The sequence below is a fragment of the Nonomuraea sp. NPDC003707 genome (assembly GCF_053587055.1).
Genome location: NZ_JBSFNK010000009.1, coordinates 60,377 through 82,715 on the forward strand (window position 1 = coordinate 60,377; position 22,339 = coordinate 82,715).

A 22,339-nucleotide genomic window follows, 5' to 3' on the forward strand; every position below is an offset into this window, starting at 1 on the left:
CGCCTGGGCCGTCATGCGGGCTGGCGGAGGCGGGTGTGGACGCGCCAGCTCGCCCGGTCGAGCGAGATGTCCAGCCGCAGGTCGCCGCGGTGCCTGCGCAGGCCGGGCACGCGGACCCGGTCGTGCACGTCGAACCTGCCCCGATGCGGATAGCCGAACCCCAGCTCGCCGGGCAGCACCCGCAGGTCGTCGCGGTTGCCGCAGCGCGGGCACGTCCAGGACACCAGGTCCATGCCGCGGTTGTAGTCGGAGCAGGCGCGGAAGTATTCGTCAGGTCCGAACCGGGACTCGCAGGCCAAGCAAGGAATCAGCATGGGTCCGCTCCTCGGGGCGACGTGGCGACTTCCCTAGAGATACCGCTCACTACTTGTCCGCCGCTTGCAGAACGCTTGGGTGCTTAAGTAACAGTATGAGCACAGGGAGCGACGATTGCGAGCCCGGGGTGGGGAGCCCTCGCGAGTGCGACCATCGGCGCGCTATCCCGAAACAGTGCGAGCGCCGATGGTATCGGGCTATGCGGGAGTGTCCGTGGTGAAAGGATGGACTTGTGGAACGACTGCGCCATCACCTCCTGGAGACCGACTACACGATCGACGGCGTACGTGAGCGGCTGGGCAGCATGGCGGCCTCGGCCCTGGCCAGGGAGGAGCTGGTGCCGGCCCTGCGCGCCACCGCCGACCTCGATCCGCTGGCGGCGTCGATCAGGCTGTGGTGGCTGGGCGTTCCCGTCCCCGCCGCGTCCCTCGCCCCGGAGGTCTTCGACTCGGGGCTGGTCAGGGCCGACGGCGACCAGGTGAGCGCGACCGTGCACCTGCAGCCCTGGGAGACCGGCGGCTACCTCGTCTCCGACCGCAAGGTGCGCCCCGGCGACCCGGCGCTGCGTCCTGACCACGTGGTCGGGGCCGGCGGCGCCTCGGCCAACCTGGCCCAGCTCGCCACCCGCCGCCCGGTGGGGCGCGCGCTCGACCTCGGCACCGGCTGCGGCGTGCAGGTGCTGCACCTGGCCGGGCGGGCCGAGCACATCGTGGCCACCGACGTGAACCCGCGGGCCGTCGAGCTGGCCAGGCTTAGCTGGGAGCTGTCCGGCATCTCCAGCGTGGAGGCACGTACGGGGTCGATGTTCGAGCCGGTCGAGGACGAGCTGTTCGACCTGATCGTGAGCAACCCCCCGTTCGTCATCGGCCCCGGGGACGGCCTGACCTACCGCGAGGCCGGCGGCGACGGCTTCTGCCGCGACCTCGTACGCCGCACGCCCGGCCACCTCAACCCCGGCGGCCAGGCCCACTTCCTGGCCAACTGGCTGCACGTCGAGGGCGAGGACTGGCACGACCGCGTGGGCGGCTGGCTGCGCGAGACCGGCTGCGACGCCTGGGTGGTCCAGCGCGACGTGCAGGACCCGGCCGAGTACGTCGAGCTCTGGCTCAGGGACGCCGCCGAGCAGGGCACGAAGGCGTACGCCGAGCACTACGACCGCTGGCTGGCCTGGTTCGACGAGCGGAAGGTCGAGGGCATCGGGTTCGGCTGGATCACCATGCGCAACTCCGGCACGCTCGACCCGGTCGTCCGCGTCGAGCACCTGGACCACCTGGTCTCGCTCCCGGTCGGCGACTACGTGGACTCCGTGCTCGACGCCGTCGCCACCGCGCACCGCGTCAAGGAGCTGGACACGGCGCTCCTGCGCACCGCTGACGGCCTGCTCGACGAGCGCATCGGCCTGCCGGGCGCGGAGGACCCCATCCGCATCGTGCTGCGCCAGACGCAGGGCCTGCGCCGCAGCAGGGAGGTCGGCACGGTGGAGGCCGCGCTGGCCGGGGTCTGCGACGGCGAGCTGGCGCTCGGCCCCCTGCTCAACGTGATCGCCGAGCTGGTCGGCGACGGTGAGATCCTCGACTCCGACGCGGTCAGGCCGCTGATCGCGGAGGGTTACTTCCTGCTTTAATCGCCCGTCAATTGGACGTTGAGCGCCCGGGTGGAGGCTCATGGCCAAGACACGGACCCCGGGGGGTTCGAGGGCCGTGTCAGGTCCGGCCGGTCGTCTAAGGTGAGGCGGCTAGCCACTACGCGGAGCATCCGGATAACCGGGCCCCCTAGCGACGCGTGGTGGCGACAGATGACCGGCCGGGCTGCATCACGACATATTCGTGACGGCCTAAGGACAGCCTTGATCAACCATGTGTGGATGACACGTCTGGACGATGAGCTGTACTCAGGACTCGACGACGGCCCCTTCGGCGGGGATGGCATCGATCAGGGCCTTGAGGTCCCCGGCCTCAGGGGCGCCGAGCCGGGAGAAGATCTCGAACGCCTGCCGTAGACATTCCAGGCTCCTGGTCGTGCTGCCCAGACCGCGCAGCGCCTTGCCGAGCACCGTGAGGGACAGCGCCTCGCCGTACGGGTGGCCGATCTCGCGGGAGACCACCAGCGCCTGTTCCGCGTGGCGCACGGCCTCGGGGTGGCGTCCGGCGGCGATGAACGTCTCGGCCAGCCTGGAGCAGACCCGCTGCTCCCAGACGCGCTGCTTGCTGGCCCGGAAGAAGGCCAGGCACTCGGCGTGGTGGTGGACGGCCTCGGTGAGCCGGCCGACCCGGGACAGCACGATGCCGAGGTGGTAGCGGGCGCGGGCGGTCCCGGCGCCGCTGCCGATCTCGGTGAACAGGGCCAGGCCCTTCTCCGCCGCCGCGATCGCGTCCGCGGGCCGGCCGAGCCCCAGGTGGTCGCGGGCCGAGTAGCTGAGCACCAGCGCCTCGCCGGCCGGCACGTCGTTCGCCCGGTAGAACCGCATCGCCGCGTCGAACAGCTCCAGCGCCTCGATGTGGCGGCGCTGCCTGCCGACGACGACGGCCAGGGCGTTCAGCACCTCGCCGGTGACGATCTTCTCGCCGCGGGCCGTGGACAGCTCGTGGACGACCCTGAAGTGGCCCTCGGCCGCCTTCAGCTGGTTGTCGGCGAACAGCACCCGGCCGAGCACGTACCGGCTGCGCAGCTCGCTGCCCTGGTCGCCGAGCCGCTGCGCGGCGCTCAGCACGGCGCGCGTGCCCTGGGCGAACTCCCGCGTGTGCGTGCCCGCCTCCAGCAGCGGCTCCATCGCCACCAGCAGGTCTCCGGCGGGCAGCAGCTGCTCGCCGGCGACGGCCGACGCGGCGGCCTGGTTGATGGCCGCGAACAGCGAGTCGCCCTCGGCGATCAGCCAGGCCACGGCCTCGTCCACGCTGGTGAACGACAGCCCCTCGCTGATCGTCACGATGTTGGCCGGGATCATGCTGCCCTCGTAGGCCAGGCTGTGCGCGGACTGGGCCGAGGCCAGGTAGAAGCCGAGCAGCCGGTGCAGCGCCCGCGCCTTGGCCTCGGGCGGCTCGGTCTTGTCCAGCTGGCGCCTGGCGAACAGCTTGAGCAGGTCGTGGAAGCGGTAGCGGCCGGGCGCGGGCGCCTCGAGCAGGCTCGCGTCCACAAGGGACTCCAGTACGGACTCCGCCTCGAACTGGCTCACCGACAGCACGGCGGCCGCCGCCCCCGTGGAGATGTCGGGCCCCTTGGACAGCGAGAGCAGGCGGAAGGCACGCGCCTGGGCCGGCGCGAGCTGGCCGTACCCGAGCGCGAACGTGGCCTCGACGGCCAGGTTGCCCACACGCAGCTCGTCGAGGCGGCGCTGCTCGTCGGCCAGCCTGGGCACGAGCGAGGCGACCGTCCAGGAGGGGCGCGCGGCCAGCCTGGCGGCCACGATGCGTACCGCCAGCGGCAGGAACCCGCAGGCGGCCACCACGTCCATGGCCGCGCCGTGCTCGGCCGACACGCGCTCGGCCCCGGCCACCGACGCGAACAGCGACAGCGCCTCGCCCGGCTCCATCACGTCGAGGTCGATGAGCCGTGCGGAGGGCAGGTCGGCCAGCTTGCCGCGGCTCGTCACGATGGCCGCGCACCCGGGCGAACCCGGCAGCAGCTGGCTGACCTGCTCGGCGTCGCGGGCGTTGTCGAGCAGCACGAGGATGCGGCGGTCGGCGAGGATCGACCGGTAGAGCGCGGCGCGTTCCGGCAGCCCGTCCGGGACGATGTCCGGCGGGATGCCGAGCGCCCGCAGGAACCCGCCGAGCGCCGACTCGGGCACGGTCGCCTCGTCGGTGTAGCCGCGCAGGTCGGCATAGAGCTGGCCGTCGGGGAACAGGTCCTCGGCCAGGTGCGCGACGTGCACGGCCAGCGCGGTCTTGCCCACGCCGCCGATGCCGGAGACCGCGATCACGGGCACGCCCTCGGCCGACGACTGCGCCGACGACTGGGCCGACAGCAGCGTGCGGAGCCGTACGGCGACCTCCTTGCGGCCGGTGAAGTCGTTGACGGCGGCGGGGAGCTGCGCGGGGCGCGGCAACTGCGGGGCCTGGCGCTGCTCCGGCTCCTCCACCGGCTCCTCCACCGGCTCCTCGGCGGGCACCTCGGCGGCGGCCAGCGTGGGGTCGGCGGCCAGGATGCGCTGGTGCAGCGCGGCCAGCTCGGGGCCCGGCTCGATGCCGAGCTCCTCGACGAGGGCCTCGCGCGTCTCGGTGAACACGTTGAGGGCGTCGCCCTGCCGCCCGCACCGGTAGTAGGCCAGCATGAGCTGGGCGCGCAGCTTCTCGCGCAGCGGGTGGTCGGCGGTCAGCGCGATCAGCTCGGAGACGACCTTCGCGTGGTCGCCCAGCTCCAGGTCCACGTCCATGAGCGTCTCGACGACGCTGATGCGGCGCTCGACCAGCCGGTCGCGCTGGTGCTCGGAGTAGGGGCCGACGGTCCCGGCCAGCGGCTCGCCCTCGAAGAGCGACAGCGCCTCGCGCAGCCCTTCGGCGGCCTCGCGCAGCCGGCCGCTCTTGCGCGCGCTCTCGGAGTCCTGGACGCCGCGTTCGAAGCGGACCAGGTCGAGCGAGCCGTCGGGCAGCCGCAGCGCGTAGCCCCTCCCGATGGACGTCAGCAGCTCCGGGCGGGAACGGGCGGGCCGGTCCGGCTCCAGCACCGTACGCAGCCGGGAGACGTAGGTGCGCAGGGCGCCCAGGGCCCGCGGGGGCGCGTCCTCTCCCCAGACCGCGTCGATCATCTCGTTGGGGGTGACCGCATGGCCTTCACGCAGCAGCAGCATGCCCAGGATGGAACGCTGCAGCGGAGTGCCCAGATCGAGCTCCTGGCCGTCACGCCAGGCGCGGACAGGACCGAGCACGGCGAACCTCAGCCCGCCCTCGACGCTCTGACCAGCCATGCCGAATGTCTCCCAGCCAATGGATCGTTTTGTTACCAAATGATAGATCCAACGTCCTTTGTCACCTAGACTCCGGACTGATCGTTAAATGTGCCGTTGATCCGTCTTTGATCCGGTGTTGAGCGTGCCCCTGGATGCTGATGGTCGGCTAGGCATGACTCACACCGCGGGGGCGTGTCATGTAGAGCACTCGTAGGCAGGAAAAAATACGGCCCCGCCCAAACTTTCTTGGGGCGGGGCCGTGGTGGACAGGTTCTCAGGCCGCCTCGACCAGTCCGAGCCGCAGGGCGAGCCGCTCGCGTACGAGCGGCCATTCGGAGCTCAGGATCGAGTAGAACGCGGTATCTCGGACCGTGTTGTCGGCGCCTCGGCTATCCGCTCGCCGCACCCCGTCGAAGTGTGCGCCGAGGGCCTCGATGGCGGCCCGGGACTTGGTGTTACGTACATCTGCTTTGAGGGTGATGCGGTGGACGTTCCATGTCTCGAAGGCGAGCGAGAGCATCAGGAACTTGCTCTCACGGTTGACACCCGTGCCCTGGGCACTGGCGGCCAGCCAGGTGTAACCGATGTCCGCCACGGACGGGATCTCGCCCACCGCACCCCGTGTACCCGGAGGCCAGGGCATGGGGCCCTGCCAGTACTCCAGGTGCATGAGACGGGTGGCACCGACCACGCGGTCGGTGTTCAGCCACCGGATGGCGAAGGGCATGGAGCGGCCCTCCGCCTGCTCAGCCATGGCGGCCTCCACATAGGAGACCATCTCGTCCCGGCTTTCCGGGACGCGAGTGAAGGCGTAAGTGCAACGGTCTTCACTCGCCGCGGCGACGAGGTCGTCGATCGCCGCGAGGCTGAGAGGTTCCAGGCGCACGGAGCGCCCGGACAAGGTGACAAGAGCGGGCATGAGCACATGATGAGGGGAAGCGGGGGCGCACGTAACCATGCAGTTAGGAAGATCTTTTGCAGCTTTCTGCAGACAGGGTGTTCCTGCAGGTCAGCGGCCCCTTTTGAGCGATGGTAAACCCGCTCTTGGGGAAAGATTCGCCTAACTGTGACATGGTGTCGGGACGAGCGCGGGACGCCGTTCACGCACCGCTTCGTGCGACACCGAGGCCAGCTCGTTCAGACCCTTCGACAGATAGTCCAGATTGTCGGCGATCCAGGGGAGTTGGAGGGGGTTCGGGCTGTTCAGAGCGGTCAGTCGCTCTTCGGCGGTCTCGCCGTAGAGGAGGCTCACCGCGACCCGCACCCTCGCCGCCGCCGGGTCGTCGCCGAAGGCGTGTCCGGGCAGGACGCCGATGCCATGTTCCTCCAGCAGGATCTTGGTGATCTCGGCGGAGCCGCCGAGCCGGAGGTGGCTCAGATCGGGATAGAGGTAGAAGCCGCCCTGCGGGACGGGCACGTCGGCTCCGATCTCGGTGAACCTCTCGTGCACGGCCCTGGCGACCGTGCCGTGCAGCCGCCGGGCGAGCTCGATGCGGGCCAGCAGCTCCTGGGGCTCGTCGAAGGCGTACGCCGCCGCCTCCTGCACCGGGGCCGCGGGCGCCGACCAGATCTCGCTGGCCACCGCGAGCAGGCTCCTGTGCAGCGCGTGGCTGCCCGCGGGCAGCCTGGCCACACCGATCCGCCAGCCGCCCAGTGCCAGGCTCTTGCTCAGCCCGGTGGTGATGATCGTGCGCTCGGGGGCGAGGTCGGCGGGGGAGGTGAACGGCAGGGCAGGGTCGTGCACGACGTCGCGGTAGATCTCGTCCGAGATGATCATCAGATCGAGCTCGCGGGCGATCTCCACCAGCCGCGCGATGGTCTCCGGACCGGCCAGGCGGCCCGTCGGGTTGTCGGGCAGCGTCACCAGCAGCGAGTTGACCGTCCTGCCCTGGGCCCTGGCCCGGAGCACCGCGCCGGTCACGAGGTCGGGGTCGGGCACTCCGCCCCCTCCTGGCGGTGCGGGCACCAGGATGGGGCGGGAGCCGACCAGCTCGGCCTGGGCGGCGTAGCTGACCCAGCTGGGCATGGGCAGGACGATGTCCCCGCCGATCGCCAGGAGGAGGCCGTACAGCAGGGACTTGCTGCCAGGCCCGCAGACGACGAGCCCGGGGTCGGTGGGGAGCCCGCGTCGTGTCCAGTAGCCCGCCGCCGCCGTCCTGAGCTCGGACGCTCCCGCGACCGGCCCGTAGCCGTTGCGCTCGGCCGCGCCGGCCAGCCTGTCGCGCAGTGCCGGGTGGACGGGCAGCCCTGCCTCGCCGAAGGCCAGGTGAAGCACTCGCTCCCCGGCGTGCCGTCTTCGGTCGATGTCCTCGTTTGCCGCCAATGTGGCGGACAACGTCACCGTCATGTTTGTCACGTTCCCAGGGTGGTTTGATGAAGGCATCAGCACAAGCGAGGCTTTTCGTGGGTAGGCATAAGGAAGAGTGATGCTTGAATTGCGGCGTTTGGTCCTGATCTGCGAGTTCGCTCGTCGCGGAAGTATCGCTGCGACGGCAGCATCGCTGGGGTACAGTCCTTCGGCCGTGTCGCAGCAACTCGTCGCGCTCGAACGTGAGACCGGAACGGTCCTCATCGACAGGACCGCGCGCAGCGCCGAGCTGACCGACGCGGGGCGGCGGCTGGTGGCGCACGCGGAGCGCATCCTGTCCATGGTCGAGGAGGCGGAGTCGGACCTGTCCGCCCATGCGGGGACCCCCGCGGGGCGGGTCGTGGTCACCGCCTTCCCGACGGCCGCGGTCGCGTTCGCCCCGGCGCTCGCCCGCTCGCTGCGCCGCCACACCGAGCTGACGCTCCGGCTGGGGCAGAGCAGGTCGGGCCGGGGCATGCGCGAGGTGCAGTCGGGGGAGGTGGACATCGCGCTCGTGGACGACTGGTACGGGCGGGTGCGCGACAACGAGAGCCTGCGGGTGTTCCCGCTGCTGCGCGACCCCCTCGTGCTGGTGGTGCCGCGCAAGCACCGTCTGGCCGACCCCGACGTGCCGGTGGACCTGCGGGAGCTGCGCGACGAGCCGTGGATGGCGACGCCCGACGGGGAGCCGTCCCGGCTGGCGGTGGACCGGCTCCTGGTGGACGTGGGCGGGACCCGGCCCACGCCGTGGGAGTTCGAAGGGCTGGGAACGATCCTTTCTCTGGTGGCGAAGGGGATCGGCATCGCCGCCGTGCCCGCGCTCGCGCTGGCGGCAGGGGTGCGGGGGCTGGCGGTGCGCCAGTTCCCGGGAAACCCGGTGGGGCGCGACGTGCACGCGGTCGCCCGCAACTCGAGCGTCAACCGGCCGTCGGTGTCGGTGACGCTCCGCGCGATCCACGTGGCCGCCCGCTACCTCGCCGCCGACCTGGATCCGGTGCGTCCGGCGGACCGCCGCCCGCCCGGCGATCCGCTGGAAGATGACGAGGCGGCCCAGTGAACGGCCCAGTGAACGGCCCAGTGAACGGCCCGGTGAGGCGATAGCGTCTGCCGTTATGGCGCCGACGTACGACATCGAGCACCTCCTGCTCTCCCAGCCGAGCACCTGCACGGTCGCGGGCATCGACGAGGTGGGCCGTGGCGCGTGGGCGGGGCCGGTAACGGTCTGCGCCGTCGTCACCGACCTGTCCGAGCCGCCGTCCGGCCTCACGGACTCCAAGCAGGTTTCGGCGGCCAGGCGCACCCCGCTCGCCGAGGAGCTGACCTCGTGGGCGGCCGGCATCGGCTTCGGCGAGGCCACCCACACGGAGATCGACGAGCTGGGCATGACCGAGGCCCTGCGCCGGGCCGCCAGGCGGGCGCTGGAGGCGCTGCCGGTGCGCCCGGACGCGGTGATCCTCGACGGCAAGCACGACTACATCGGCCCGCCCTGGCCGGTACGCCTGGAGGTCAAGGGCGACGCGGCCAGCATTTCGGTCGCGGCGGCGTCCGTCCTGGCCAAGGTCCGGCGCGACGCGTACATGGGGACGATCGGCTGCGAGGAGTACGGCTTCGCCGACAACGCCGGCTACCCCTCACCCCTCCACCAGGAGACCCTGGCCCGGCTCGGCCCCACGCCCCACCACCGGCTCTCGTGGTCCTACCTGGACGACCTCCCTCGATGGCGGCACCTCAAGCACCACCGGGACCCGCTCGTGGGAGAGGGCCAGGCCAGCCTGTTCGGCTGAACGAGGGCCATCGGGCATCATCGGATGGGTGCGAATCGGCGTCTTCGTCATCGCGGCGCAGTTCCCCGGCCAGGAGGCCGGGCAGGTGCTGGCCGATGCCGTCGAAGTGATCGTGGCCGCCGAGCAGGCGGGGTTCGACGACGCGTGGGTCACCGAGCATCACTTCATGTCCTACGGCGTGTGCCCCTCCGCGACCACCCTGGCGGCGGTCGCGCTCGGCAGGACCTCGCGGATCGGGCTCGGCACGGCCGTCAGCGTGCTGTCCACGCAGCATCCCGTGGCGCTGGCCGAGCAGGCGGCCATGCTGCACCATCTGTCCGGCGGGCGGTTCACGCTGGGGGTCGGCAGGGGCGGGCCGTGGGTGGACCTGGAGGTGTTCGGGACGGGGGCCGAGCGGTTCGAGCGGGGGTTCGGGGAGTCGCTCGACCTCCTGCTCGACGGCCTCTCCGGCGGTCCCGTCGCCGGTGACGGGGAGTTCTTCCGGTTCAGGGAGGTCCGGGTGGTGCCGGGCGCGAGCATGCGGCCGGTGGTCGCGTGCACCTCCGAGGCGACCGTGGGGGTGGCGGCGGAGCGGGGGCTGCCGATGCTGCTCGGGATGCACATCGGGGACGCCGAGAAGGCCGCCCTGGTCGAGGACTACGTCGCCCGGGGCGGGACCGCCACCGATCACGTGGCGGCGGGGGTGGCCTACGTGGCCGACTCCACGGCGGGGGCGGTGCGGGAGATCAAGGAGTCGCTGCCCCGGTGGCTGGAGCCGGGGCTGGCGGGGTACGTGCCGGTGGACGATCGCCCCCGACCTATGCGAAATATCCCGGCATATGTGGATTTGTTGGCCCGGATTCATCCGGTCGGGTCGGCCGAGCATTGTGCCGCGACGATCCTGCGTACCGCCGAGAACACCGGGATCGAGCGGTTCATCCTGCTGGTCGAGGGGCTGGGCGAGCACCGGCGGACGGTGGAGAACGTGCGGCGGTTCGGGGCGGAGGTGCTGCCGCTGCTGCGGGCCCGGTGACCCGGGCAGAGCCGGGTCACCGGGCCGGCCGGTCAGCAGTCGACCAGCTCCGGCTTCTGGTTGAGGATCTGGGCCCTCGGGGTGACGAACTCGTGCAGGGCCTTGGTCGCCGTCGGGTCGAAGACGGCGACCCGGTGGCAGTTCTGGAAGGCCAGCCGTACTCCGAAGTGGCGCTCCAGCGCTCCGCGCATCGCGTCGCTCGCCAGGCAGCGAAGGAGCTGGCCGCGGGCTTCCTCGGACGGCGGTGGCACCTGGTTGTCGGCGAACTCGGCTCCGGTCTGCTCGCGCTGTTCGGCCAGCCCGCTGATCAGCGACCACGCGTACGGCAGCGAGTCGCGGACGCACGCGATGAAGGCCGCGTCGTCCACCTCACCGGCTCTGGCCTGGTCGAGCAGTTCGTTCGGAACGGTCAGCGACATGCTGTCTCCTCTCGAATGGGATCAATCTGACGCTAGGTGGGGATTCGTGATCGCTCCAGATGCCTGGAGGGGGGCACTCAGGGGCCGAACACGAAATCCGGGTCTATCTGTGAGGCCAGGTCGGACCCGGTCCGGTCGTTGCCCCACGCGTGGGCGTTGCGCAGGTGGAAGTCCACGGTCTGGCGGCCGAAGCGCGCCCAGTCCTTCTCCTGCTCGTCGAGGGTCTTGCGGAGCACGGCCAGCGCGTCGGCGTTGACCGGCTCCAGGTCGTCGAGCGTGAAGTGGCGGCCCTGCTCCATGGCGCGGACGGCGGCGGAGTGCTCCATCCAGGTGAGCAGGTCGTCGCCCACGTGCTCGCGCAGGAAGTCGACGTCGGACGGGCCGTGGACCTTGTTGCCGACGACGGCCAGCGCGACGTCGTACGCGGCGGCGTACTCGCGGTACTGCCGGTAGACGCTCACGCCCTGCCTGGTCGGCTCCGCGACGAGGAACGTCAGGTCGAACCGGGTGAACAGCCCCGAGGCGAAGGAGTCGGCGCCCGCTGTCATGTCCACCACGACGTACTCACCGGGGCTGTCGATGAGGTGGTTGAGCAGCAGCTCCACCGCGCCGACCTTCGAGTGGTAGCAGGCCACGCCGAGGTCGTCCTCGCTGAACGGGCCGGTCGCGAGGAGGCGCAGCCCGTCGAGGGTGGTCAGCGCGTACGGGTCGGCGGCCAGGTCCTCGAAGCTCAGCAGCCGGGAGCCCCGGCCGGGCGGGGTGGTCTTGACCATGGCGTCGGCGGAGGGGATGCGGGGGTTGTCGCCGCGCAGCCGCTCCTTGATCTCGGTCAGGTGGGCGCCGAGCGGCTCGGGCTGCCGGTCGAGGCCGAGCACCATGGCCAGGTGCTGGTTGATGTCGGCGTCCACGGCCACCACCGGCCCGCCCTGGCTCGCCACATGTCTGGCGAACAGCGCGGACATCGTCGTCTTGCCACTGCCGCCCTTTCCGACGAACGCCACTCGCACGGCCCCTCCAGGTGGATATGAAAACCGTTTCCGTTGTCATCATGCCACACTCCGTGCGGGGCGTGTGCGGGCAACGCGAAAAGGCCACGTGGACGGGTTTCCACGTGGCCTTTTCGGGCGGGCGATTCAGGTGCAGGTGGCGTCGAGGTTGACCGGGCTCTCCGGGTCCGGTGTCCGCTCGGCGGCGGTGCCGGCCCTGGTCACGGGACCGGCCTCCAGGGTCTCGGCGACCTTGCGGCGGATGAACGACCAGTCGGGGTACGCCGTGTTGATCAGCGGCGGCACGAAGCTGAGGCTGCGGATCTTGGCGTCCTTGACCCGCTGCGCGAGGTCGATGACGGCCGGCAGCAGGTCCTGCGGGAGGTCGGTGGAGATGGCCCGCTTGGTCGCCACGGCCAGCCGCTCGAAGCTGTTGATCACGGTCATCGGGTCGGCCTGCTTGGCGAGCGCGTTGAGCAGGCACTTCTGGCGTCCCATGCGGACGTAGTCGTCGCTGTCGGTGCGCGAGCGGCCGTACCAGAGCGCCTCCTCGCCGGACAGCCTGCGGGTGCCGGCCGGCAGCAGGCCCTCGCGGTACTTGCCGTACACGATGGGCTCCTTGATGGTGACCTTCACGCCGCCCATGGCGTCGATGATCTCCGCGAACCCCTTCATGTCCACCAGGGCGTAGTAGTCCACGTTGAGGCCGAGGATGTCGCCGATCGTCTGTTTGATCAGTGCCGGCCCGCGCTGGCGCCGCTCCACGCCCGGCACCACCTCGGGGTGCTCCTCGGCGTACTGGAAGATCTCGTTGAGCAGGCCGGGCGTGTCGGGGCCGGTGCCGGTGAAGCCGTAGGGGAACTGGTCCCTGGCCGGGCCCGCGCGAAATTCGACGCGCTGGAGGTTGCGCGGCAGGCCGAACAGGGTGGTCGCGCCGGTCTCGGTGTCCACGCTGGCCACGGTCATGCTGTCGGTACGCACGCCGGGCCGGTTCGGCGCGGCGTCGCCGCCCAGGAGCAGGAAGTTGACCCGGCGGGCGCCGTTCCACGGGTCCTGGGCCATGATGGGCGCGGTGGCGGTGGTGCTGGGGAACAGGGTGTTCACGACGTCGCGTGACAGGTACGCGAGCCTGGTGGCGTACACCGTCGGGGTCATGATGAGCGCGCAGAGCGCGAGCGTCAGCGCCGTGGTCAGGAAGCGGCCGATCCTGTCGGAGCTCGGCGGGCGCACCAGGACGAAGGACCAGACGACCACGCCGGTCCAGGCGATCGCGATCGCCACCAGCACCACGGTGAACCCGACGAGCCAGCGGGGCTGCACCGCCAGCGACAGCAGGTGAGTGCTGTACGCCGTGAACACCATGAGGATGCCGGCCAGCATCACGACATATCCGAACATGAGCGCCAAGCCCGTCTTACGGCGCTCCGCGGCCAGATGTGCCACTCCCCACAACAAGGACGATGCCAGTGTCAGGGCCATGCTCGCCCCCAGGCCGAATCCCCGCTCTTTCTCCGTCATGCCTGGTCAAACCCCCATTTGCGCGCCCATCCACGCCACCTTAGTAATGCGCTGTGCGGGAAAGACGGTAGGAAGGGACGGGTCAGGTCAATTCCATGTCAAGACCACCTTGAGATATAACGTGAGTGTGCGCAAGCGACACGGAAGCTACGGATTCGACGCTCCCTGGGCGCTGGTCGGCTTGTTGTTCGGAGCGCTCGTGCTCCTGGCCCTGGCGTCGGTCTCGTTCCTGCTCGACATCCTCCTGGCGGGCATCGCGTTCCTGCTCGGTGGGCTCTACACGCTGGCCAGCGCGGCCAGCTACCTCTATACGACGCGGCGCGGCAAGTTCGCGGTCTGGGCCGGTGAGCTCGAGCGGCTGAACGGCGACGAGCTCCTGCTCGACCTCGGCTGCGGCCGGGGCGCGGTGCTGCTGATGGCGGCCCGGCGGCTGGAACACGGCAAGGCGACCGGCATCGACCTGTGGCAGTCGAAGGACCAGTCGGGCAACCGGGAGACCAGGACCAGGGCGAACGCCGCCGCCGAGGGCGTCGCCGACCGCGTCGAGCTGGTGACGGGCGACATGCGCGACCTGCCGTTCGGCGACGGCGCGTTCGACGCGATCGTGTCGAGCCTGGCCATCCACAACATCCCCGACGCCGAAGGGCGCGCGCAGGCCGTGCGCGAGGCGCACCGGGTGCTGCGGCCCGGAGGGTTGATGCTGATCGCCGACTTCCAGCACACGGCCGCGTACGAGGACACGCTGCGCTCGCTCGGCGTGGTGGACGTGCGGCGGCGCGACGCGGGCTGGCGGTTCTGGTACGGCGGACCGTGGTTCAGCACCGGCATCCTGGAGGTCAGGAAACCCGCGGCCTGAGCCGGCGATGCACATCGCGGCGGAAATCCGGCGAGGGGGTTTGCATGGTCATGCATAGGTGTGTATATACTTCGACTCGTGTCTAAGATGCTCACCTCTCTGCCTGTCGGTGAACGTGTCGGGATCGCCTTCTCCGGTGGCCTCGACACCTCGGTCGCGGTCGCGTGGATGCGCGAGAAGGGCGCGGTGCCGTGCACCTACACCGCCGACATCGGCCAGTACGACGAGCCTGACATCGCCTCGGTGCCCGGCCGCGCCACGGCGTACGGCGCCGAGGTCGCCCGGCTGGTCGACTGCCGGGCGGCGCTCGTGGAGGAGGGGCTCGCGGCCCTGGCCTGCGGGGCGTTCCACATCCGCTCCGGCGGGCGCACCTACTTCAACACCACGCCCCTCGGGCGGGCCGTCACGGGCACCCTGCTCGTCCGCGCGATGCTCGACGACAACGTGCTGATCTGGGGAGACGGCTCCACCTTCAAGGGCAACGACATCGAGCGGTTCTACCGCTACGGCCTGCTCGCCAACCCCTCCCTGCGGATATACAAGCCGTGGCTGGACGCCGACTTCGTCACGGAGCTCGGCGGCCGCAAGGAGATGTCCGAGTGGCTGCTCGCCAACAGGCTGCCCTACCGGGACAGCACGGAGAAGGCGTACTCCACCGACGCGAACATCTGGGGCGCGACCCACGAGGCCAAGGCGCTGGAGCACCTCGACGCGGGCATCGAGATCGTCGAGCCGATCATGGGCGTGCGGTTCTGGGACCCCGACGTCGAGATCGCCGCCGAGGACGTCACGATCGGCTTCGACCAGGGCCGGCCGGTGACCATCAACGGCAAGGAGTTCCCCTCTGCCGTCGACCTGGTCCTGGAGGCCAACGCCATCGGCGGCCGGCACGGCATGGGCATGTCCGACCAGATCGAGAACCGGATCATCGAGGCCAAGAGCCGGGGCATCTACGAGGCGCCGGGCATGGCGTTGCTGCACGCCGCCTACGAGCGGCTGGTCAACGCGATCCACAACGAGGACACCCTGGCCAACTACCACGCCGAGGGGCGGCGGCTGGGCCGGCTGCTGTACGAGGGCCGCTGGCTGGACCCGCAGGCGCTGATGCTGCGCGAGTCGCTGCAGCGCTGGGTCGGCACGGCGGTCACCGGCGAGGTGACCCTGCGGCTGCGGCGCGGCGAGGACTACTCCATCCTGGACACGTCCGGGCCGGCGTTCAGCTACCACCCGGACAAGCTGTCCATGGAGCGCACCGAGGACTCCGCCTTCGGGCCGGTCGACCGCATCGGCCAGCTGACCATGCGCAACCTCGACATCGCCGACACCCGTGCCAAGCTGGAGCAGTACGCCGGGCTCGGCATCGTCGGCCCCCAGCACCCGATGCTGACCGACGTGCCGCAGACGGCCTCGACCGAGCTGATCGGCGAGATGCCCGAGGGCGGCGCCGAGGCGATCGCCAACCGTGGCGAGCGCGGCGAGATCCCCGGCGACGACGAACTGCTCGACCACGCCGCGATGGAGTCCGGCACCGACTGACGAGGAGACGGCCGCGGCTGCCCGGCAGCCGCGGCACCGCCGAACCCCCCGGGAGCCGACGCGTGGCCGAACCGCAGGGCGACGAGCTCTACATCATCGTGTGCGCCGCCGGGCCGGCCCCGGACGTCGGCCGGCTGGTCGCCATGGCGCAGGAGCGGGGCTGGGCCGTCCAGGTCGTCGCCACTCCGTCGGCTCTCGACTTCATCGACGTGGCCACCCTGGAAGCCCAGACCGGCCGGCCAGTCCGCAGCCGCTATCGCAAGCCGCACGAGCCCAAACCCCCTCGACCGGGCGCGATCATCGTCGCGCCGGCCACGTACAACACGGTCAACAAGTTCGCCGGGGGCATCGCCGACACCTATGCCCTGGGCCTGCTGGCCGAGGCGCCCGGGCTCGGCATCCCCGTCGTCGTGCTGCCCTTCGTCAACAGCGCCCTGGCCGCCCGCCGGCCCTTCCTGCGCAGCATCGACGAGCTGCGCGCCGAAGGCGTCCGGGTCGTGTTCGGCCTGCCACGGCAGGTCGCCACGGACGAGCCGGACGCCGGCGCCCACCGCTTCCCCTGGGAACGCGCGCTGTCGGAGCTGTCTTGAGGGCTTGCACCTGACACTGTGTGAGGCGGTATGCCAGGATGTGCCGACTTTCAGGAGGAACATCGTGGCAATGGCTGAGCGGGTCGATGAGATCCTGGGCACGGGCAAGGCGCCGAACTTCCATGGTCTCGTGGTGATGCGGGGCGGGGAGATCGTGCTGGAGCGTTACGGCGCGGGGCCGGACCACCGGCTGGGCGACTCGCTGGGGCACGTCGAGTTCGACCGGGACACGCTGCATGACCTGCGCTCCGTGTCCAAGAGCATGGTGGCGCTGCTGTACGGCATCGCGCTGGGCGAAGGGCTCGTGCCGGAGCCGAGTGCGCCCTTGGTAGCCCAGTTTCCGGAATATCAGGATCTGGTGGCGGATCCGGCGCGCGCTCATCTGACCGTCGAGCACGCGCTGACCATGACCCTCGGCCTCGAATGGGACGAGAGCGCCCCCTACACCAGCGCGGCCAACAGCGAGATCGCGATGGAGCTGGCGCCCGACCGGTACCGGTACCTGCTGGAGCGGCCCGTCGTCGAGGAGGCGGGAAAGCTCTGGCACTACTGCGGCGGAGCCAGCGCCCTGCTCGGCGGCCTGATCGCCCGTGGGGCCGGCAGGCCGCTGGAGGAGTACGCCGCGACCGCGCTCTTCCGCCCGCTCGGGATCGACGCGTTCGAGTGGTCCAAGGGATTCCACGACACGGTGAGCGCCGCGGCCGGCCTTCGGCTGCGGCCGGTCGACCTGGCCGCCGTCGGGCAGCTGGTGCTCGACGGCGGCCGGGGCATCGTGCCCGCCGAGTGGCTCCAGGAGCTGGTGCGGTCGCGGGTGGTGATCGAGGACGGGTTCGAGTACGGCTACCAGTGGTACGTGAACACCAAGGACCGTCACTGGGTCGGCGGCCTCGGGAACGGCGGTCAGCACCTGCTCGTCCTGCCCGAGGAGGAGCTGGTCGTGGCGTTGACGGCCGGCGACTACGACCAGAGCGGGGACAGCTCCAAGGCCGTGCTCGAAGCGGTCCTCGCCTCCTGAGGGTTCCTTACGGAATGAGCAGGATCCGGCCGGTGACCGCGCGGCTCTCCAGGAGGCGGTGGGCCTGTGCGGCCTCCTCCAGCGGCAGCGTACGGTCGATGTAGGCGACGCTGCGTCCGGAGGCGAGCCGGTCGAGCATCGCCGGATAGTGCGTCCCGAACACCTCCCCGGCCCAGCCGGGCCCGCTGCACCCGGTGAGCGTCACCCCGCGTTCCATGAGGTCGGCGGCCGTGACGGCGGCGGGCTCCCCGGTCAGCATCCCGTAGAACAGCATCCGGCCGGTGCCGGGGGTGAGGTGGTCGAGCACCCGCCTGGCCGTGGTGCCGCCGATGGACTCGAACACCACGTCCACCTCGGGCAGCTCGTCGGGCCAGTCGGCCGGGCCGTGGTCGAGCACGAGGTCGGCGCCCAGCTCGGCGGTCCGGTCCCGCTTGGCGGCCGAGCCGGCGGTGGCGATCACCCGCCCGGCCCCGAACTCCTTCGCGTGCCGCACCAGGTACGTCCCCACCGAGCTGCTGCCCGCCTCGACCAGCACGGTCTCCCCGCCGGCGAGGCGTGCCTTGTGCAGCAGGGCGAGGGCCAGCGCGCCGGGCGCCCCCGCGGCCAGCGCCTGGTCCGGCTGCACGCCGTCCGGCACCGGGGCCGTCAGAGCGGCCGGGAGCACGGCGTACTCGGCGTACGAGCCGAGCCCGCCGGTGACCCCCACGACCGTGCTCCCGAGCAGCTTCGCGTCCACCCCCTCGCCGACCTCGACCACCTCGCCGGCCGCCTCCGCGCCGATCACGGCGGGCAGCGGCAGCGGGAACGGCAGCGTCCCCGCCCGGATCTGCGTCTCGGCGTAGCTGACGCCGACGGCCTGGGTGCGGATGAGGACCTGGCCCTCGCCAGGGCCGGGGCGCGGCAGGTCCGTGACTTCGAGCCGTTCGGGGCCGCCCTTTTCCGACAGGACGATCGCGCGCATGCCTGAACTCCTTTAACTGAACCGATGGTCCAGTTAATATATGGACCACTGGTCAAGTTTGTCCATGGGAAAGAATGACCGGATGGAACGTCGAGAGCGGGCCGACGCCGCGCGCAACAGGCAGGCCATCCTGCGGGCGGCCGAGGAGCTGCTGCGGCGGCACCCGCCCGAGCAGGTCTCGGTCGAGCGGGTGGCGGTCGCCGCCGGCGTGGGCAAGGGGACGGTGTTCCACCGGTTCGGGAGCCGCACGGGGCTCATGCTGGAGCTGATGAGCGAGCGGGCGCGCGAGTTCGAGCAGGCGTTCACCGAGGGGCCGCCGCCGCTGGGGCCGGGCGCGGAGCCGGTCGAGCGGCTGGTCGCGTTCTTCGCGGACGTGGCCGTGCTGGCGGCGCGCAACGGGAACCTCGTCAGCGCCATCGAGCACGCCAGGGTCACCACGAAGGCCCACGGCGAGCAGCGCAGGGAGGAGAACCCGATCTACCGGTCCTGGCACCGGCACGTGTCCCGGCTGATCGCCGAAGGGCGGTCCGACGTGGACGCCGAGCAGATCGCCCACATGCTGCTCGGCACGCTGCACATGGAGCCGATCGCGAGCCAGCTGCGGGCCGGGCAGCACGAACGGCTCGCCGCCGGCTTCGCCGACCTGGTCAGAGGGCTGCTGCGTTAGAGGGGCAGGTGGGGGATCGCCGCGTGGAAGGCGGCGACGGCCGCCCTGATCGCCGGGTGCCCGCCGTTCCCCTTCCTGAACGCCGCGAGCGTGCGGCGGCTCAGCGGCAGGCGGGTGAGCGTCACCCCGGCCGGCGGGTCGATCGCCGCCAGGTGCGGTACGAGCGCGACCCCCTGCCCGGCGGCGACGAAGGCGAGCACGGTGTCGAAGTCGTCGATGTGGTGCCGTACGAGCGGCTCGAACCCCGCCGCCTGGCACGCCCGGATCGCCATGGTGTGGCAGAGGGTGCCCGGCCTGTCGGTGATCCACGCGTCGGCGCGGGCGTCGGCCACGGAGGGCCGGTCGGTCAGGTACATGGGCTCGCTGTACAGCGGCTCCGTCTCGATGGACGCGTCCGTCACGGGCGGCACGAAGTCGTACTCGTGCACGAGCGCCACGTCCAGCTCGCCCGCCCGCAGCGCGGCCGAGACGTCGGCGGGGTCGATCTCGGAGACCATCGGCACCAGCCCGGGATGCGCCCCGGTCAGCTCGACGAGCGCCGGGGGCAGGAGCACGCGGGCCGCCGTCGGGAACGCGCCGATCCGCAGCGGCCCCGAAGGCCCGCCACGTGCGGCGGCGAGCGCCGCCGACGCGCGTTCGAGCTGCTCCAGCACGGCGTGAGCGTGCTCGACCAGCAGGTGCCCGGCGGGCGTCAGCGCCACCGTACGGCCGGTGCGCTCCAGCAGCGGCACGCCCGCCTCCCGCTCCAGCGCGCTGAGCTGCTGGGAGACGGCCGAAGGCGTGAACGTCACCGCCTCCGCGACCGCGGCGATGGTGCCGCGCCGGGCGAGTTCGCGGAGGAGGTGGAGCTTGCGCGGGTCGAGCATAAGCTGAGCTTAATCTCAAACGAAGAAATCCGCGCTGGACCTAACGGGTCCGGGCAGGACAGGCTCGAACCATGCTGAGAGGACTACACGTACCGCTGGTCACCCCGTTCACCTCGTCGGGAGAGGTGGCCGTGGACGCGATCGAGAAGCTCGCGTCGGACTACCTCGACCAGGGCGCCGCCGGGCTGGTCGCGCTGGGGACGACCGGCGAGGTGGCCGCGCTCGACCCCGGCGAGCGGGAGCTGGTGATCGAGGCGTGCGCGCGGGTGTGCGCGGAGCGGCAGGCGCTGCTGACGGTGGGGGTGACGGGGAACGACACGCGTTCGACGGCCCGGGCCCTGCAGGGCCTGCCCTCGGAGGTCGGCGCCGCGCTGGTGACGGTGCCGTACTTCCTGCGGCCGGGCGAGCGCGGGGTGATCGCGCACTTCGAGGCGCTGGCGGAGGCGACGCCGGTGCCGCTGGTGATCTACCACATCCCGTACCGGACGGGTCAGGCGGTCGGCGCCGCGACCTTCCGGCACCTGGGCGCGCACCCGATGATCGCGGGCATGAAGTACGCGGCGGGCGGGATCGACCAGGACGCGGTGGACCTGCTGGGGGATCTGCCCGAGGGGTTCGAGGTGGTGGGGGGCGACGACGCGTTCATCTCGCCGCTGCTCGCGCTGGGCGCCGTCGGCGGGATCCTCGCCTCGGCGCATCTGCAGACCCGCGGCTACGTCGAGCTGGTGGACGCCTGGAACGCGGGCGACGCGGCCAGGGCGAGGGCGCTCGGGCACCGGCTGGCCAGGCTCTCGGCCGCGCTCTTCGCCGAGCCGAACCCCACCGTGATCAAGGGAGTGCTGCACGCCCAGGGCCTGATCCCGACTCCGGACGTGCGGTTGCCGCTGGTCCCGGCCGGGGAGGCGGCGGTCTCACAGGCTCGCCTGGTAGCGGTACATCCAGGCGAGTGACTCCTGGCTCGCGCTCTTCTTCAGGAAGAACGGCAGCATCAGGTCGCGGAAGACCCGGGCGACCGGGCTCGCGGCCTTGCTGTTGCTGATCGTCCTCGAGTACGCCACCACCCGCTCCGCCCTGGGCCGCCGTTCGGCCTCGAAGCGCTCGAACGCCTTCGTGTGGCTCCCGCTGTCGCGCAGGCACCTGGCCAGCACGACCGCGTCCTCGATGGCCAGCGAGGCGCCCTGGCCGGAGCTGGGTGAGGTGGCGTGCGCGGCGTCCCCGATCAGCAGGACCCGGCCGCGGTGCCACACGGGCACCGGCGGCAGGTCGTAGATCGGCGACCCCGGCTCAACGTCGCTGCGCCGGATGAGCTCGGCGGAGAAGTTCGCGTCGTCCTCGAACGCCCTGACCAGCACCGGCTTCCAGTCCTTCGGAACGTCGCCGAGCCGCCTGGGCAGGTTCGCGAACCACCAGGTCTCGCCCGACTCCGGTACCGCGTAACCAAAGAACGCGCGCTTGCCGAAGACCATGTTGTAGACGCCCGGCTCGCCGGGGAAGTCGGCGTCCTTGACGATCCCGCCGAAGCTGTAGAGGCCGCTGTAGCGGGCGGCGGGAGCCTGCGGGTCGAGGATCGTGCGGGTGCTCGAGTGCACGCCGTCGCACGCGATCAGCAGGTCGCCCGTCGCCTCCGTGCCGTCCGCGAACCTCGCCGTCACCTGCCTTGCGCTTTCGTCGTAGGAGACCAGGCGCTTGCCGTACGTGACCTCGATGCCGCGCCGGGCGGCCTCGTCACGCATGGTCCGGTAGAGGTCGGAGCGCAGGACGGTGTGGCTCACCGTGCCGTCGTCGAGCCGCAGCCCGTTGGCCACCTCGCCCAGCCGCTTGCCCGATCCGCTCCACATGACCATGCGCGGGGTGGGGATGGCCTGGGACAATACGTTGTGGTGCGCGCCCAGCACGCGGAGCGCGGCCAGGCCGTTGGAGGCGACGTTCAGGAACGAGCCCACGTCCTCCGCGCCCTGCCCGTACGCCTCGAAGATCTCGGCGTCCACACCCACTTCGCGCAGGGCCATCGCCGTGACGGGTCCGGCGATGCCGCAGCCTATGATCAGAGCCTTCATAGTGATAACCTTTCGTTCGGTCGAACGAAATATATGCGGAGGCTTTACCTGTGTCCAGAGATATTTCGGAGCGGCGAAATAATTTGCTGGAGGCCCTCGGCATGGCGGGGCGGGACAACAGCAACGCCGCCGTGATGTACCACACCGCCATGGGCGAGCGGCTGGGGCTCGGCATGACCGAGGAGAAGACGCTCGACCTGCTGCAGCGCATGGGGCCGCTGACGGCGGGGGAGATCGGCCAGCACGCGGGGCTGGCGCCGGCGACCGTCAGCGGGCTGATCGACCGGCTGGAGTCGAAGTGGCTGGTGCGGCGGGTGCGCGACACGCGGGACCGGCGGCGGGTCATCGTGGAGATCAACTACGAGCGGCTGGCCGGGTTCAGCGAGCTGTTCGAGCCGTTCGTGGCGGCGTTGGGGGAGCTGTACGCGCGGTACACGGATGACGAGCTGGAGCTGATCCTCGACTACGTCACCCGCGCCACGGCCCTCCAACGCGCGGCCACCCGCGACCTGACGACATAGCCCC

Annotated in this window: 21 protein-coding genes; 11 read left to right on the plus strand and 10 right to left on the minus strand. The window is 71.1% G+C overall.

The window, feature by feature from the left end:
- Positions 1-11: 11 nt before the first annotated feature.
- The gene (locus tag ACWDRB_RS24285) at positions 12-314 is read right to left on the minus strand and encodes a hypothetical protein (protein WP_192788942.1); all 303 of its coding nucleotides are present in this window, start codon (positions 312-314) and stop codon (positions 12-14) included.
- 233 nt (positions 315-547) lie between these two features.
- Here ACWDRB_RS24285 and ACWDRB_RS24290 point away from each other — a divergent pair, with 233 nt between their 5' ends.
- Positions 548-1,939, plus strand: coding sequence for a DUF7059 domain-containing protein (locus tag ACWDRB_RS24290; RefSeq protein WP_449897081.1), 1,392 nt, complete (start codon positions 548-550; stop codon positions 1,937-1,939).
- 267 nt (positions 1,940-2,206) lie between these two features.
- On the opposite strand, the gene ACWDRB_RS24295 is transcribed toward ACWDRB_RS24290, so the two are convergent.
- The 3 genes from ACWDRB_RS24295 to ACWDRB_RS24305 form a co-directional block, all read right to left on the minus strand.
- Entirely contained in the window at positions 2,207-5,218 is a 3,012-nt protein-coding gene (locus ACWDRB_RS24295) for an AfsR/SARP family transcriptional regulator (RefSeq protein ID WP_449897083.1), read from the minus strand.
- A 256-nt stretch (positions 5,219-5,474) separates the two neighbouring features.
- Positions 5,475-6,119 carry a GNAT family N-acetyltransferase gene (locus ACWDRB_RS24300; protein WP_350724051.1) on the minus strand — a complete coding sequence of 215 codons (645 nt, stop codon included), beginning with the start codon at positions 6,117-6,119 and terminating at the stop codon, positions 5,475-5,477.
- A 141-nt stretch (positions 6,120-6,260) separates the two neighbouring features.
- Entirely contained in the window at positions 6,261-7,547 is a 1,287-nt protein-coding gene (locus tag ACWDRB_RS24305) for a pyridoxal phosphate-dependent aminotransferase (RefSeq protein ID WP_449897644.1), read from the minus strand.
- 79 nt (positions 7,548-7,626) lie between these two features.
- On the opposite strand from ACWDRB_RS24305, the gene ACWDRB_RS24310 reads away from it, so the two are divergent.
- From ACWDRB_RS24310 to ACWDRB_RS24320, 3 genes are read left to right on the plus strand one after another with little or no spacing between them, the layout of a single operon-like run.
- Complete coding sequence (locus ACWDRB_RS24310; RefSeq protein ID WP_350724049.1) at positions 7,627-8,604, plus strand: LysR family transcriptional regulator; 978 nt, start codon at positions 7,627-7,629, stop codon at positions 8,602-8,604.
- Positions 8,605-8,659: 55 nt separating this feature from the next.
- Complete coding sequence (locus tag ACWDRB_RS24315) at positions 8,660-9,331, plus strand: ribonuclease HII (RefSeq protein WP_449897086.1); 672 nt, start codon at positions 8,660-8,662, stop codon at positions 9,329-9,331.
- Positions 9,332-9,359: 28 nt separating this feature from the next.
- On the plus strand, positions 9,360-10,343 hold the full coding sequence (locus ACWDRB_RS24320; protein ID WP_449897088.1) for an LLM class flavin-dependent oxidoreductase: 984 nt from the start codon (positions 9,360-9,362) through the stop codon (positions 10,341-10,343).
- A 32-nt stretch (positions 10,344-10,375) separates the two neighbouring features.
- Here ACWDRB_RS24320 and ACWDRB_RS24325 read toward each other — a convergent pair whose 3' ends face one another.
- The 3 genes from ACWDRB_RS24325 to ACWDRB_RS24335 form a co-directional block, all read right to left on the minus strand.
- Positions 10,376-10,762, minus strand: coding sequence for an SCO5389 family protein (locus tag ACWDRB_RS24325; RefSeq protein ID WP_350724043.1), 387 nt, complete (start codon positions 10,760-10,762; stop codon positions 10,376-10,378).
- A gap of 77 nt (positions 10,763-10,839) precedes the next feature.
- Positions 10,840-11,769: an ATP-binding protein gene (locus ACWDRB_RS24330; protein ID WP_449897090.1), complete on the minus strand. Its 930-nt coding sequence runs from the start codon at positions 11,767-11,769 to the stop codon at positions 10,840-10,842.
- Between the two features lie 126 nt (positions 11,770-11,895).
- Positions 11,896-13,266 carry an LCP family protein gene (locus tag ACWDRB_RS24335; protein WP_449897092.1) on the minus strand — a complete coding sequence of 457 codons (1,371 nt, stop codon included), beginning with the start codon at positions 13,264-13,266 and terminating at the stop codon, positions 11,896-11,898.
- A gap of 127 nt (positions 13,267-13,393) precedes the next feature.
- Here ACWDRB_RS24335 and ACWDRB_RS24340 point away from each other — a divergent pair, with 127 nt between their 5' ends.
- The 4 genes from ACWDRB_RS24340 to ACWDRB_RS24355 all read left to right on the plus strand — a co-directional run bounded on the left by ACWDRB_RS24340 (position 13,394) and on the right by ACWDRB_RS24355 (position 17,263).
- Positions 13,394-14,122: a class I SAM-dependent methyltransferase gene (locus tag ACWDRB_RS24340; RefSeq protein ID WP_449897094.1), complete on the plus strand. Its 729-nt coding sequence runs from the start codon at positions 13,394-13,396 to the stop codon at positions 14,120-14,122.
- A 78-nt stretch (positions 14,123-14,200) separates the two neighbouring features.
- Positions 14,201-15,658 carry an argininosuccinate synthase gene (argG, locus tag ACWDRB_RS24345; RefSeq protein ID WP_449897096.1) on the plus strand — a complete coding sequence of 486 codons (1,458 nt, stop codon included), beginning with the start codon at positions 14,201-14,203 and terminating at the stop codon, positions 15,656-15,658.
- 62 nt (positions 15,659-15,720) lie between these two features.
- On the plus strand, positions 15,721-16,248 hold the full coding sequence (locus tag ACWDRB_RS24350) for a flavoprotein (protein ID WP_449897098.1): 528 nt from the start codon (positions 15,721-15,723) through the stop codon (positions 16,246-16,248).
- A 70-nt stretch (positions 16,249-16,318) separates the two neighbouring features.
- Positions 16,319-17,263, plus strand: a complete 945-nt coding sequence (locus tag ACWDRB_RS24355; protein ID WP_449897647.1) for a serine hydrolase domain-containing protein — start codon at positions 16,319-16,321, stop codon at positions 17,261-17,263.
- A 7-nt stretch (positions 17,264-17,270) separates the two neighbouring features.
- Here the strand turns inward: ACWDRB_RS24355 and ACWDRB_RS24360 are convergent, their stop codons facing one another.
- A complete protein-coding gene (locus ACWDRB_RS24360) occupies positions 17,271-18,224 on the minus strand; it encodes a quinone oxidoreductase family protein (RefSeq protein WP_449897100.1) in 954 nt (317 codons plus the stop codon).
- Between the two features lie 82 nt (positions 18,225-18,306).
- Between ACWDRB_RS24360 and ACWDRB_RS24365 the strand changes: the two genes are divergently transcribed.
- Positions 18,307-18,891 (plus strand): TetR/AcrR family transcriptional regulator, encoded by a 585-nt coding sequence (locus tag ACWDRB_RS24365; protein ID WP_350724028.1) that lies wholly within the window; start codon positions 18,307-18,309, stop codon positions 18,889-18,891.
- Here the strand turns inward: ACWDRB_RS24365 and ACWDRB_RS24370 are convergent.
- The gene (locus tag ACWDRB_RS24370) at positions 18,888-19,757 is read right to left on the minus strand and encodes a LysR family transcriptional regulator (protein WP_364251746.1); all 870 of its coding nucleotides are present in this window, start codon (positions 19,755-19,757) and stop codon (positions 18,888-18,890) included. The genes ACWDRB_RS24365 and ACWDRB_RS24370 overlap by 4 nt on opposite strands.
- A 71-nt stretch (positions 19,758-19,828) precedes the next feature.
- Between ACWDRB_RS24370 and ACWDRB_RS24375 the strand changes: the two genes are divergently transcribed.
- Positions 19,829-20,707: a 4-hydroxy-tetrahydrodipicolinate synthase family protein gene (locus ACWDRB_RS24375; RefSeq protein ID WP_397372167.1), complete on the plus strand. Its 879-nt coding sequence runs from the start codon at positions 19,829-19,831 to the stop codon at positions 20,705-20,707.
- On the opposite strand, the gene ACWDRB_RS24380 is transcribed toward ACWDRB_RS24375, so the two are convergent.
- Entirely contained in the window at positions 20,669-21,814 is a 1,146-nt protein-coding gene (locus tag ACWDRB_RS24380; protein WP_449897103.1) for an FAD-dependent oxidoreductase, read from the minus strand. The two genes, ACWDRB_RS24375 and ACWDRB_RS24380, sit on opposite strands and share 39 nt — an antisense overlap.
- Before the next feature lie 50 nt (positions 21,815-21,864).
- Here ACWDRB_RS24380 and ACWDRB_RS24385 point away from each other — a divergent pair, with 50 nt between their 5' ends.
- On the plus strand, positions 21,865-22,335 hold the full coding sequence (locus ACWDRB_RS24385) for a MarR family winged helix-turn-helix transcriptional regulator (protein WP_449897105.1): 471 nt from the start codon (positions 21,865-21,867) through the stop codon (positions 22,333-22,335).
- The last annotated feature ends 4 nt before the right edge of the window (positions 22,336-22,339 follow it).

Coding starts and splice junctions, on each gene's coding strand:
- ACWDRB_RS24355 (WP_449897647.1), top strand. CDS start 16,319: ATGGCTGAGCGGGTCGATGAGATCCTGGGCACGGGCAAGGCGCCGAAC.
- ACWDRB_RS24300 (WP_350724051.1), bottom strand. CDS start 6,119: ATGCCCGCTCTTGTCACCTTGTCCGGGCGCTCCGTGCGCCTGGAACCT.
- ACWDRB_RS24325 (WP_350724043.1), bottom strand. CDS start 10,762: ATGTCGCTGACCGTTCCGAACGAACTGCTCGACCAGGCCAGAGCCGGT.
- ACWDRB_RS24305 (WP_449897644.1), bottom strand. CDS start 7,547: ATGACGGTGACGTTGTCCGCCACATTGGCGGCAAACGAGGACATCGAC.
- ACWDRB_RS24310 (WP_350724049.1), top strand. CDS start 7,627: ATGCTTGAATTGCGGCGTTTGGTCCTGATCTGCGAGTTCGCTCGTCGC.
- ACWDRB_RS24370 (WP_364251746.1), bottom strand. CDS start 19,757: ATGCTCGACCCGCGCAAGCTCCACCTCCTCCGCGAACTCGCCCGGCGC.
- ACWDRB_RS24315 (WP_449897086.1), top strand. CDS start 8,660: ATGGCGCCGACGTACGACATCGAGCACCTCCTGCTCTCCCAGCCGAGC.
- ACWDRB_RS24285 (WP_192788942.1), bottom strand. CDS start 314: ATGCTGATTCCTTGCTTGGCCTGCGAGTCCCGGTTCGGACCTGACGAA.
- ACWDRB_RS24375 (WP_397372167.1), top strand. CDS start 19,829: ATGCTGAGAGGACTACACGTACCGCTGGTCACCCCGTTCACCTCGTCG.
- ACWDRB_RS24335 (WP_449897092.1), bottom strand. CDS start 13,266: ATGACGGAGAAAGAGCGGGGATTCGGCCTGGGGGCGAGCATGGCCCTG.
- ACWDRB_RS24365 (WP_350724028.1), top strand. CDS start 18,307: ATGGAACGTCGAGAGCGGGCCGACGCCGCGCGCAACAGGCAGGCCATC.
- ACWDRB_RS24360 (WP_449897100.1), bottom strand. CDS start 18,224: ATGCGCGCGATCGTCCTGTCGGAAAAGGGCGGCCCCGAACGGCTCGAA.
- ACWDRB_RS24295 (WP_449897083.1), bottom strand. CDS start 5,218: ATGGCTGGTCAGAGCGTCGAGGGCGGGCTGAGGTTCGCCGTGCTCGGT.
- ACWDRB_RS24380 (WP_449897103.1), bottom strand. CDS start 21,814: ATGAAGGCTCTGATCATAGGCTGCGGCATCGCCGGACCCGTCACGGCG.